Origin of the sequence: Herpetosiphon sp. NSE202, assembly GCF_042688385.1 — a bacterium.
In the GTDB taxonomy this organism is placed as follows: Bacteria; Chloroflexota; Chloroflexia; order Chloroflexales; family Herpetosiphonaceae; genus Herpetosiphon.
Window position 1 is genome coordinate 650,539 of sequence record NZ_JBHUPY010000001.1, and the last position, 12,397, is coordinate 662,935.

General features: G+C 51.9%; 11 protein-coding genes. 7 read left to right on the forward strand and 4 right to left on the reverse strand.

The genetic code is table 11. The features are described from left to right. The first annotated feature begins 17 nt into the window (after positions 1-17). The 5 genes from ACFMKP_RS02825 (at position 18) to ACFMKP_RS02845 (ending at position 4,747) form a co-directional block, all read left to right on the forward strand. The gene (locus ACFMKP_RS02825; protein WP_382288877.1) at positions 18-917 is read left to right on the forward strand and encodes a hypothetical protein; all 900 of its coding nucleotides are present in this window, start codon (positions 18-20) and stop codon (positions 915-917) included. A gap of 63 nt (positions 918-980) precedes the next feature. Next, positions 981-1,346 (forward strand): response regulator, encoded by a 366-nt coding sequence (locus tag ACFMKP_RS02830; RefSeq protein WP_012188143.1) that lies wholly within the window; start codon positions 981-983, stop codon positions 1,344-1,346. 243 nt (positions 1,347-1,589) lie between these two features. Further along, positions 1,590-2,372 carry a hypothetical protein gene (locus ACFMKP_RS02835; RefSeq protein WP_382288879.1) on the forward strand — a complete coding sequence of 261 codons (783 nt, stop codon included), beginning with the start codon at positions 1,590-1,592 and terminating at the stop codon, positions 2,370-2,372. A gap of 50 nt (positions 2,373-2,422) precedes the next feature. After that, positions 2,423-3,178 carry a GNAT family N-acetyltransferase gene (locus ACFMKP_RS02840; protein ID WP_382288881.1) on the forward strand — a complete coding sequence of 252 codons (756 nt, stop codon included), beginning with the start codon at positions 2,423-2,425 and terminating at the stop codon, positions 3,176-3,178. Positions 3,179-3,181: 3 nt separating this feature from the next. Beyond that, entirely contained in the window at positions 3,182-4,747 is a 1,566-nt protein-coding gene (locus tag ACFMKP_RS02845) for a M1 family aminopeptidase (protein WP_382288883.1), read from the forward strand. Here the strand turns inward: ACFMKP_RS02845 and ACFMKP_RS02850 are convergent. From ACFMKP_RS02850 to ACFMKP_RS02865, 4 genes are all read right to left on the reverse strand, one after another. Further along, positions 4,712-5,683: an MBL fold metallo-hydrolase gene (locus tag ACFMKP_RS02850; RefSeq protein ID WP_382288885.1), complete on the reverse strand. Its 972-nt coding sequence runs from the start codon at positions 5,681-5,683 to the stop codon at positions 4,712-4,714. The two genes, ACFMKP_RS02845 and ACFMKP_RS02850, sit on opposite strands and share 36 nt — an antisense overlap. Positions 5,684-5,706: 23 nt before the next feature. After that, a complete protein-coding gene (locus ACFMKP_RS02855; RefSeq protein WP_382288887.1) occupies positions 5,707-5,991 on the reverse strand; it encodes a ferredoxin in 285 nt (94 codons plus the stop codon). 198 nt (positions 5,992-6,189) lie between these two features. Next, positions 6,190-7,383, reverse strand: coding sequence for a sensor histidine kinase (locus ACFMKP_RS02860; RefSeq protein ID WP_382288889.1), 1,194 nt, complete (start codon positions 7,381-7,383; stop codon positions 6,190-6,192). Positions 7,384-7,407: 24 nt separating this feature from the next. After that, positions 7,408-10,041, reverse strand: a complete 2,634-nt coding sequence (locus ACFMKP_RS02865) for an ATP-binding protein (RefSeq protein ID WP_204757273.1) — start codon at positions 10,039-10,041, stop codon at positions 7,408-7,410. Between the two features lie 325 nt (positions 10,042-10,366). Between ACFMKP_RS02865 and ACFMKP_RS02870 the strand changes: the two genes are divergently transcribed. Continuing rightward, complete coding sequence (locus ACFMKP_RS02870; protein ID WP_382288891.1) at positions 10,367-11,542, forward strand: hypothetical protein; 1,176 nt, start codon at positions 10,367-10,369, stop codon at positions 11,540-11,542. An 8-nt stretch (positions 11,543-11,550) separates the two neighbouring features. Continuing rightward, a complete protein-coding gene (locus ACFMKP_RS02875) occupies positions 11,551-12,381 on the forward strand; it encodes a universal stress protein (protein WP_382288893.1) in 831 nt (276 codons plus the stop codon). Positions 12,382-12,397 lie beyond the last annotated feature (16 nt).

A 12,397-nucleotide genomic window follows, 5' to 3' on the forward strand; every position in this document is an offset into this window, starting at 1 on the left:
CAGCGGAGGTTTTGACCATGCTACGTCTTTTTTCAGCGATGCAACTAGGAACACTCGCCTTAACCAATCGCTTGGTGGCAACGCCTGGCCCAAGCCGATTCAGCCATGGCGGCGGCTTTCTCAATCGGAGCCTGATTTTAGAATATGGGCGCTGGAGCAGCTATGGCATTGGCTTGATAATCAGCGAGCCAGTCTTGGTGCAGCCAAGCCCAAATCTAGCCAAACCTGCCTTGAGCGCCGATGCGCATATTCAGGCCTTTCGTAATTTGAACCAATGCTTACACGAATATCAAAGCCAGTGCTTGCCATTGTTGCAGCTTGCCAGCCAACCAGAGCATGTGCTTCAGCCAACCCATTGGCCAAACTTGCGCGAACAACTGCTGTTTGCTGCTTGGCGCGCTTATGCTGCTGGCTGCCCGGGTGTGGTGATTGATGCCAACGCTGGCTCGTTCTTTCATCAAATGCGGGTCAGCAAACAAGTGCCACCAACCTCGCGCAGCCAGCTGTTGCTCGAAAGCATCGAGGCAATTCGCGGCTGGCTTGGGCGACGCTTTGTGGTTGGCGTGCGCTTGGTCGTCGATGATCTCGTGCCCGATGGCGTGAGTTTGCAGGAAAGTCGGGTTCTGGCCCACGAATTGGTGGCCGCCGGCGTTGATCTCTTAGATATTGTAGTTGGGCGCTCGGTTGCACCAATTGCCCAATTTCCTGGCTGGCAAATTCCGTTGGTGGCTGGCATTCGTAGCATTGTTGATGTGCCATTGATTGCCCATGGTATGCTTGGCGACCCGTGGATTGCTGAAGATATGTTGCGCGAAGGCTGTGCCGATTTGGTGGGCCTTGAAGCAGCGATTTCGGCCACACCCCATTGGCCAATTTGGGCGCGCCAGCAACTCGAACGTGGCGTTGAAGCGGCATGACGGGAGCCAGCCTGCGCCATGGTATAATAGCCAAACCATGGCGCTGAAAGAAGGACCGAAGATATGGCAAAAACAATCTTCATCATGGATGATGATCTCGCACTCCAAATGGTGATGGAGATCGCCTTGCGCGAGGTCGGCTATGAAGTCGTGCTGGCGAATAACGGAGTCGAGGGCATTGCCCAACTTGAAACCTTAAAACCTGATCTGATTATTTCAGACATTATGATGCCAGAGATGGATGGGGTTGAGGCATTCAATCAAATTCGCGAGCGGATACAGGATGAAGGCATTCCTATGGTGATCGTTACGGCGCTTAATCGTAAGCCATGGTTCAGCGACCTTGAAGAAGAAGGCGCTGTTATTTTACAAAAGCCGTTCGAGGTCGATACATTCATCGACTTAATTAACACCATGGTGAGTGATTAGTGTTCTTTTTGTGCCGACCAGTGCGACCATGTTCGTCGCGATGGTCTCATTCTCTAGTGTAATTCGCCTATTTTTACGACAATACCCCCTTGCGGTTAAGCAAACCCAAGGGGATTTTGCTGCCCAAAATGCGCCAATTGTGAAAATTGCTCAATTTCTCATCCAAAATTCTTTTGATTTTTGCCCCTGAATATGATAGCGTAGCAAGCGACGAACAAACACTCGCCCTATGGAGGCTTTGCGATGAGTGATCGCCCAAATGAAGATAAGAAATTGCACGATCCAAAAGCAACAGTGCAGTTAACCGCTGACGATTTGGCCGCCATGCGAGCCGAATTGCAACAAGAAAAAGATAAAGCTAATCAATTTGCTACTACGCGTTTGAACGAGGCCGATGCTGCGCCGTCAACCAACAAGAAGTTGGAAAATCCGTATGCGACGGTCCAACTCAATCCTGAGGAGATGGCGGCTTTGCGCGCTGAAGCGTTGCGAGCTAAGGCCGAAATGCAAGCTGCCCAAGCTGCTCAAGCAGTTCAAGCTGCGCCCGATAATGTTAGCTCAATGCGCGGTGGCGCGGTGGCGAATACGCCAGCAGCTCCCACCACGCCTCAATCGTTCCCTGATCAAACGGTGATTATGAGCCCAGGTCAGGCCCGTGCCCAATATGGCAATGCGCCAGTTGATCAATCGTATCCAGCCCAAAATCAATATGCGCCGCCAGCCCAAAATCAATATGCGCCACCAGCCCAAAATCAATATGCGCCGCCAGCGCAGCAACAAAACCAATATGCGCCACCAGCGCAGCAACAAAACCAATATGCGCCACCAAGCCAACAAGGCTATGGCCAGGGCCAGAACTATCAAACTGTGCAGCAAAGCTATAATCCACCAGCCCAAGGCGGCTTTACTGCACCACCAGCGCCGCTCAACAACGAAAATTTCTTCCAAAAGTATGGAATTTATCTGTTGATTGGCTTTGGAGCAACCTTGATCGTTGCAGCTATTTTGCTGCTGGTGGTTGGTTAATTGTTCTAAGCGAGCAGGCTTAACCTGCTCGCTTTTTTTTAAGGCGTTGCATGATTGAGCTATTGCAAGCAATTGAAGCAAGTGTGCAGCAGGTCGCTAATGAAGTTTGTACCCCAATTCAGGTGCCGCCGTTTGTGGCCTTGATTCACCCCGATGATTCAGCGCCATGGTTTAATTATGCTATGCCAGTTGCGCCGCTCGAAACTGCGGCAGCCAATTTGCCTGCCCTGCGCCAAGTGTTTGAGCAACATCAACGCCAATTGCGCTTTGAATGGACGCGTGAGCTGTGGCCAGAATTAGAACCACTGTTGCAAGCAGCTGGCATCAAGGTCGACCATATCAATCCGCAGATGATTTGCCTGCCTGAGCAGTTCAAGCCCTATCACAATCCAGCTGTTGCACTACGTTGGCTGACGACCGCCGATGATTTGGCGCTCTATCGCCAAGTGACGAGGTTTGGTTTTGGCGATTATGCAGCTATCAGCCAAGCTGATGTTGATAGTTTGCACACTGCTTTGGACGATGGTTGGCGTTATGCTATGGCGCTGATTGAGGGGGAATTGGCAGCGGTTGGTGGCTATAAACCAACCAGTTCCGGCGTGGTCGAATTGGTGGCGATTGCGACGCTGCCTGTTTGGCGACGACGCGGGGCGGCGGCGAGTTTGACCAGTTTTTTGGTTGCCGACCATTATGCCAAGGCTGGCAAATTGGCATTTTTGTTTGCCGCCGATGCAATTGCCCAAGCAACCTATGCCAAAATTGGCTTTCAACAAATTGCCACCCATTTGGCAGCAACCGAGGAGTAGCTCATGCGCCGTTGGCTTTATCTGGGGTTTGTATTGCTGCTGGTTGGCTGTGGCCAAGCACCCGCTACGAACAGCAATCAAGCAGCGCTTGCCAACCCAACCGCCGAGCCAACGCTGATTAATCTCAATGCATTAATCACGTGGGAGCCAGTGCCCGCCTATACGCCGCCAGTGCCAACCCCAACCTCGCTGCCAATTCCAGCTCAACCAACGCCAATTGCTGATGCTTGGCCAAACGAGCAAGCAGCTGCGCTGCGCCCAGCATTTGCCAGCGATGCCACCAACCAAAGCATGCCACGTTATGCCATGCAGATCACGCTCGATCCGGCGGCAGGCAACTATAGCGGCAGCCAAGTTATTAGCTATACCAATACAACGGGCGCAAGTATCACTAGTGTGGTTTTGCGCTCATACCCGAATTTTCCGCCCGATGCGCAAGGTGATGGCGGCGACACAACCCTGAATGTAACCAAGGCCTGGAGTAACGCTGGCGAACTCACGATTAATCGCGAAGCCGAAAATACGGCCTTTCGGATTAAGCTCGCCAGCACGCTTGCACCTAATCAGCAAGTTGTGATCAACACGAGCTTTGCTGGCACAATCAAGGCTTGGCCCGATGGCTCGTATCCCTTGCTTTCGGCCTACCCAATGCTGGCGGTTTGGGATGCTGCGGCCAACGATTGGCGCATGGATGTGACCCGCTTTCCTGATCGGGTCTTGGCTGAAACGGCGCTCTATCTGGTCGAACTGAGCTTGCCCGCCGAGCTTGAGGTGATTGGCGCTGGCAGTTTACTCCGTCAAAATGCCGATCGCAGCGTTCGAACCTATGGTAGTGGACCTGTTCGTGAATGGGCCGCGGCAGTTGGCACATTTTCAAGGAGCAGCACGCTGCTCGATGACATTGAAGTGACCGCCTATGGCCCCGAGTATCTTGACCTTGAGCGAGTGCATGAGATGGCGGTGGGTGCTTTGCGCAGCTATCAAGCCAAATTTGGCGCGTACCCCTATCGCAAGCTCGATTTGCATGTGATGCCGTGGGATAGTCGTGGCGGCATCGAATATCCCGCCTATACGATTATTTTGGTCGATGTTGTAGTTAATCGCGAGATTGATTATGTGGTGTTCCACGAGGTGGCGCATCAGTGGTGGTATGCCATGCTGGGCAATGATATTTATCGCGAAGCTTGGCTCGACGAGGCCTTGGCCAATTATCTGACCTACGTTGCAACCCAAGATGTGCTTGGTCAAGCAGCCGCCAACAGCTATTACACTGGCGAAATCGAGCGTTTGGAGCGCAACAATCAAGCCAATGGCAACTGGCCAGCAGGCTTAGCGATTAACGAATATCCCTCATTCAACAGCTATTATCGCGCGGTTTATGGCAAAGGCGCGGCGATGCTGCATCAACTGCGGATTAAGCTTGGCGATCAAGCCTTCTTCCAAGGCCTTGGCCAGCTCCACACCCAGCAGCGCTATGCCATTATTAGCCGCAGCGATTTCCAAGCTGCCATGGAGCAAAGTAGCGGCCAAGCGCTAGGCGAGTGGCTGGATCGCTGGCTCGGCTGGTGAGAACGATTGGCCTTGCGAGCGTTCGTTGATTGTGGCTAATAAATCGACCTGCATGCCTTCGCGAGCCACAAATGCCAAGGGATAGACTGCCTGGGCATCGGCCTCGATCTGGTCGATTTGGCTATCGGTGTGGGCTGGCTCGTGATGAAACAAGGCAATTTGCTTAATATTCGCCACATGCGCCAATTCGATTGCCATTTCCCATGTGCTATGGCCCCAGCCTTGGCGGCTGGCCTTGGGATTGGCATATTCGGTTGGCGTATAGTGGGCATCGTGGATGATTAATTCGCTATCACGGGCAAAATTAGCCAAGCGTTGATCGGTGCCAATATACGATTCAATATCGGTCGCATACACCGCGCTGACCCCATTTTGCTCAACCCGATAGCACATCGAGCCGCCACGGGGGTGGCCTAACGAATGATAGGCGCGAATTTCAACCGAGCCAGCAGGACATTGCTCATACTCATCGTTGGCAATTCGCAGCGGCGTAGGCGCATCTGCATTCCACCACAAACGCTCACCACCTTCGATTAACAAGGTGCGACGGCGGGCCAACAAGCCTGGGCGTTCAGCCAGCATTGAGTGCGATGAAGCACTGGATAACAATTCCCAAACCCGATCTTGGTAAAGATTCCACGGAGCCACGATATAGATCATCTGATCTTCGCGGTAGAGTGGCGGGAAATGCGGCAAGCCTTGAATATGATCATGGTGATAATGGGAAAGCAAAATCAAAATTGGGCGGGGATTGACTTGGTTTAATAATTGATGTCCAAGCTCCACAATGCCAGTGCCAGCATCAAAAATCAATTGCTGGCCTGCTACGCGCATTTCAACACACGAAGTATTGCCACCTGTTTTGCTAAACTCAGCGCCAGTGCTAGGATGACTGCCGCGCACTCCCCAAAATTGGGTTACAAATTCCTGCGTCATGAGTGCCCTCGATGTTGCAATGCTTACTTGTCACGTAATTCTACGATTGGGGTATTGGTTAAGAGATGTTCATGCACAATTCGGTTAATCGCTGTGCCATTGAGTTGGCAATAGACGACCCGTCCGGGCTGAATGATTGCATTTGGGCCACGTTCACAGCGACCAAGGCAGTTGCTCAGACGTATTTCAACGGTTTCGTGTAAATCGGCAGCAAGTGCGTGCTCAAAACTGCGTTGCACCTCGGCCAGTTGGCTTCCACAGTGCAACCCATGACAAAGATAGATGCGATACGTTGATTGCTGATTCATTCAGTTTGCTATTTCACCCGTTCTCTATGGGTATGATAGGCCAGCGCCTAGCTGCTGTCAACAGCAATCTATGCCTATTTTGGGTATAAGCACGCTTTTTAATTTTAGCCCAATCTCCATAATCTGCTAGCAACGCTCGTTAATTGCTGCTTAAATAACCAAGCTCTCAGGCTTATTTGGCCCGAGAGCTTGCAGCATTTATTGATGATTAACTGGCAGTTGCAGGGTGAAGGTGCTGCCAACGCCCACGGTGCTTTCGACGGCAACCGTGCCATTGTGGGCCTCGGCAACGTGTTTGGCAATTACCAAGCCCAAGCCCGCGCCGCCAACGCTGGCCAAGGTATCATCCAAGCGCACAAATGGCTCGAAAATGCGTTCGAAATCGGCTTCGGGAATGCCCACACCATTATCGCGAATCGAAACCCGCACCAATTGATCATCTTGATAGACCGAAACTTGAATCACGCCGCCAGCATTGGTGTATTGGCTGGCATTTTCCAGCAAGTGGCGCACTGCATTATCAACGCCATGCACATCCATATTGATCATCAAGGGCGTTTGGATGCCGCCAACATAGATATTGCGCACCAAGGTTTGGTTTTTCTCGCCAAAGGTCGATTGCATATCGTTGCAAATCGATTGGACGAGGCCGCGCAAATCTGCTTGGGCAAAATCCATCTGGTTGGAGCGCACTTGTTGCAGGTAAATCAGGTCGTTGATATGGCGTAACAGCCGCGTGCTGTTGCGTTTCATCAATTCCAAGGCTTCACGTTGACCATCGTTGACCGGGCCAAGCGCTTGCATGTTCAGCAAATCAAGGTAGCCGTGAATGACGGTTAATGGCGTGCGCAGCTCGTGTGAGATCGTCGCCAAGAAATCGTTTTTGGCCTGATCAAGCCGTGTCAACCGCGTATTGGCATGCTCCAACTCGCGCACATGCGATTCCAAGCGCCCGACCAGTTGCTGGCTATATTCGCGCATGACGCTTGGTGCTTCGGCGGTTTCCAACAGCTCACGGGTGCCGCCAATGTAGCTGGCCACCAAATCGGGCAAGGCGCGCGGGTCGATTGGCTTGGAGATATAGCCATCGCAGCCAGCAGCCAAGGCCCGTTCGCGATCGCCAGGCGTGGTATTGGCGGTCAAAGCCACAATCGGCACATCGGCAAGTTGCGGTGTGGCTTTGAATTTGGTGGTTAATTCGTAGCCATTCAAGCCTGGCAAATTAATATCCATCAGAATCAAATCTGGGCGATCAGTTTGGGCCGATTTCCAACCTTCGTTGCCGTCATTGGCGATGATAATCTGATAGCCACGGGTTGCAAGCACCCGCCGAACCAAGCGTTGATTATCGTGATTATCTTCAATGTAAAGAACCCGCGTCGAACCTGCCATGACGGTTATTTCCTTCTAACTAGGTTATTGCTGCTCAATTGGGGCTTGGGCGTTGGCGGTGGCAATGGCAAATGAGAAGGTGCTGCCAACCCCAACTTTGCTATCAACCCACAAATCGCCATCGTGTAAATCGACCAGACGGCGCGTAATTGACAGCCCCAATCCCGACCCCAAAATACCTCTGGCGCTCGCATGCACTTGCTGAAACTCTTGGAAGAGTTTGCCCAAGGCTTCTGCATCCATGCCAATGCCCGTATCTTGAACGCTAATCACAATCCAATCGCCGGGCAAAAGATAGTGCGAGCCAATTGGCGTAGCTTCGTGCACAATCCGCCTGGTTGCACGCACCACAATTTGGCCGCGATCGGTAAATTTTACCGCATTTGAAATCAGGTTAATCACAATCTGCCGTAAACGAGTTGGGTCAACGTCCATCGGCGGCAAGTCGGGCGCAATGTCGATGCGCATGGTCACAGGCTTGGAATTCAGCCCATGCATAATATCAACTGCCGATTGCACAACTGGTAGCACGGCGGTTGCTTCGCGGTGCAAGGCAAATTTGCCAGCTTCGATCCGCGCCATATCCAAAATATCGTTGATCAGATCGAGCAAATAGCGCCCGTTTTTGTTGATCGTTTCAAGGTCTTCGCGCTGTTCTTCGACGATGACTGGCGAAAGTTCATCGATCAACACGGTGGAGAAGCCAATAATTGCATTCAACGGCGTGCGTAGTTCGTGCGAAATGCTGGCCAAAAACTGCGATTTCAAGCGATCGGCTGCTTGGGCACGGTCGAGGGCTTCGCGCAACTCGCCAGTGCGTTGGGCCACCAAATCTTCCAAGTTTTGGAATGAGAAGGCGTTTTCAATCGTTAGGCCAACCATGTCGGCAAAGTTGAGCAACAAGGCTGCATCTTGCACGGTTACCAATCGCCCTTGCTCATAGTAATCGGCAGAAATCAGGCCCAACACTTTTTCACGACCCAAAATTGGCGCTTGGACATACGAATCGCCGCCTGAAATAAATTGCTTGGACTGAATCACTTGCGGGTGTTGCCATGGATTATCAACAATTACCGCTTGGCGCGATTTGATCACGCTAGCTTCGATGGTGTCGCTTTCAATCGTAATTGGGTCAGAGAGCGCCGAGCGCATAAAATCGGATTCAAGCTCGTAGTTATTTGGGCCAAACGAGGCCGCCACAACTTCAATCAAATCGTCGCGCAGCAAATAGAGCACAGCGCGGTCAAAGCCCAAGCGTTGACATAATAATTGAGGAATATGATCAAGCACCGTATTCAACGAGCGCAAGCGTTTCAATTCGTTGCTCGTTTCGTTGATCGCCGCCATTTGTTGGGCATTAACTTCCAAGGCATCGACTTTTTCGCGCAAGGCGGTGCTCATTTGGTTAAACGAAAGGCTGAGGCGACCAATTTCATCGTTGCCATGGACGACCAATTGTTGATCAAGCTGGCCTGAGGCGATGCGTTGTGCGCCAACCTCAAGCTCGCGCAACGGTCGAATGATCGTGCGGGCCAAGCCAGTTGCCAGAATGATGATCAACCCTGAGGCGATCAGCAACACCGCCAGAAAATTGCGGCGTAATTGCTGTTGCTCGCGCTCGATGGCCAAACTTGCATCGCGGGCGGGGCTAATCACATCGTCGATCGGCAGCACTAGGGCCACCACCCAACCAACCGTGCGCATTGGCGAGTAGGCCAGATAGCGGTCGCCGCCATCGAGTTGCAAACGAGTTACGCCCGGCAAATTATTGCGAATATTTTCGCGCAACGAAGCAAAATTCGGATCGTCGCTCTCAAACAGATTTTGCTTTTGAAAGGTTTCATCCCAGCGCGTATTGCCAGCCTCAAGCTCCGGCCGAATTAAAATATTGCCATCGTGATCCATCACAAAGGCATAGCCCGAGGTGCCAGCATCAATCCGCAGTACATCGGATTGAATTGTGGTCAGCAGCAAATCCATGCCAATGACCCCAATTAATTGATCGTTGACTTTGACTGGGGCAGAAACCGTAATATTGAGCTGCTTGGTCACTGCATCGACGTAGGTGCCGATCCAGGTTGGGCCGTTGGCAGCTTCGGCGGCCTGGTACCATGGGCGTTTGCGGGCATCGAAGCCATCGGGCAACACGCTGACCACCCGTACATCATCGAGCACCATCACACCTTCCTTGGTGGCCAAATAGCCAAAGGAAATTAATGGGTTCAGGTTGACGTTACTTTGGAGTGCGCCAGTGATTTGGCGCGCACGGGCTACGGTCAGCCGTAGTTGATCGGGGGGAATCAGGGTCGGGCCGCTACCAGCCAGCCAAAACGGGTCGGGCCGTGTATCGGCCAGCCGATCAAGTGGGCGGCTAAAGGCCTGTTGGGTGATGTTGACCATCGTTTGAACTTGGCGTTGCACACTCAACAAAGCCTGATCATATAATTCGGCTTTATCGATTGCCCGACTCATAAGCATATTTTCTGCTTGGAGTAAGAGGGTGTTTTCGCTTTGCTTGACTGCTGCCGAGCGCGCTTGGGAGATGCCATTCAGGCTTAACCAGCCAACAATAATCAGCGCTGGCAGCGAGACTCCTAATGCCAGCAACAAAACCCGCGCTTGAACCCCAAAACGAACATTTCGTGGTTGTGATGTCATAGGCCAACGCCCCGTGTATTGCTGGAAGCAGAGTCAGATCTGTAGGTATTTTTGGTGGCCTCTAGTGTAGCATAAAATGCTTGATTGGTGGATGGATGTTTTTTGATCCACGAAGGGCACGAAGGACCACGAAGGCTCGGAACCGCGAAGGACACGAAGATTAAATTTTTTTTGCCACAGATTATTTTTGACTTCATCCCTCATCCTTTCGCTATGTTCTATACTCTTTTTTGCCTTTTGCCTTTTGCCTTTTGCCTTTTGCCTTTTGATTTTTGACTTTCCTGTATACTTTGATCTGATTCTCTGGTGCTTTGGGAGGCATTGCATGAGCGAACACCAGTCGGAGCAAGCGCTTGGTGTGGATAGTCCGGCCACGCGCTCATTATTGCAACGCAATCGTTGGTTGCGGCGCTTGATGAAATTGGGATTTGTGGTCATTGGCCTGTTCTTCTTTATTTTGGCGTTGCGGCTGTTAAGTAAAGGCGCAGGTGGGTTGGGTCCGTTTCTTACCAAAACCTTGGGAATTGAAAATGCGCTCAATACGCTGGGCTTTGGCTGGCTGTTTGCCTATGGCGTGTTGAGTGGTTCGCCAGTGGCAGGGATTGCACTTTCGTTTCTCGATAGCAAAGTCATCGATCCGCTGCAAGCATTTACCATGATTACTGGTTCGCGGCTTGGGGCTTCGTTTATTGTGTTGGTGATTGGCTTCATCTACTTTTTGCGGGGCCGCGAAAAAGCTGCCTCGCTCTCGATTGGCGTGTTGGCGCTGAGCGTAACGGCCACCACCTACATTCCGGCTTTGGCGATTGGCTATTGGCTATTGACTGATAGCGGCCTCGACCAAGTGCGGATTGCCTTGCCTTCGGCGATTTTCGATTTTGTCGAGCAGGTGTTTGACCCGATTGTGGCTTGGCTGCTGCGTACAATCGATGGCGGAATTGTGAATATTTTTGGCGCAACTCCAGCAACCAGCGGCGTGCTGCCAGCAACCAGCGTGCTGATTTTTGTTATTGGAGTGGGCACGCTGCTCTTTGCATTTAGCCTTTTGGATAAAGCGCTGCCGCAAGTTGATGCTGAACATAACGCTTTTGGCCGCATCGGCGGCTTGATTTATCGGCCTTGGGCAATGTTTTTGCTGGGTGCGTTCGTCACCTCGTTGACTTTATCGGTTTCGGTTTCGCTCTCGATTTTGGTGCCACTTTCGGCGCGCGGCTTTATTCGGCGCGAAAATACCTTGCCCTACATTATGGGCGCTAACATCACGACCTTTATTGATACGCTGGTGGCCTCATTGTTGATCAAAGATCCATTTGCTTTTACAGTGGTGCTGGCCGAAATTATCAGCATTAGTGTGATTTCATTAATTATTTTGCTGTTCCTCTATCGCCCGTATGAGCGGTTAATTCTGCGCTTGCTTGATCGGGTGGTCAACGACACGCCGATGTTGGTGACATTTATGGTGGTGATGGTCGTGACTCCGATTCTGCTGTTATTTATCTAGGATCAACTATGAAGCCTTTTAATTTAATGATTTACCTTGATGGCTCTTCGGCAGCGCGACGCATGGTGGCCTATCTTGCGCCATTGGCCCGTCAAGCCCACGTCAATACCACCTTTTTGGTTGATGAAGCGCATCAAGATGAAGCCGAAATGTATTTTTTCAACGCTGAGCAATTGTTGCAAAGCGACCATGCGCCAACTAGAACCATGCGTGGTGCAACCCCAGAACGAGCGATTGTGCTTGAAACCCGCGCTAGCCAGCCCGATTTGGTGGCTTTTGGGCCGTTGCGCAAGGAAGGTTGGCGGCGTTGGCTTGGTCAATCGGCAATCGGCTCGTTGGCCCGCCGCTTAACCTGCTCGATGTTGTTGATGCAAGGGCGACCTAACGAATTGCGTCGCGCATTAGTCTGCGCCGCAGGTGGGCCAGCAACCTTGCACGATGCCCAAATGACGGCCTCGATTATCGGGCCACTCGGCGGCCAAGTCACAATTTTGCACATTGTTTCGCAACTCTCGCTGACCTACAAGCCCGAGGAGCGCGACCCTGAGCGCTTGGCCGATTTGGTGATGGAAAAACAGGGCGAGGTTGCACGTAACATTGCTGCTGCCAAAACGATTTTGACCGAGCGCGGGGTGGCGACGAGCGTGCGGATTCGCGCAGGCATGGTGCTCGAAGAAATTCAAGCAGAGCTTAAAACTGGCGGCTACGATCTCTTGGTAATCGGCGCACATCGCGCGCGCACGCCGCTGGATCGGGTGTTGCTTGAAGATGTCAGCGCCGAGATCTTGTTTAATAGCCCAATTCCTGTTTTACTTGTACAAAATACCAGCGATTTCTAAACCGCGATCAAGGAGT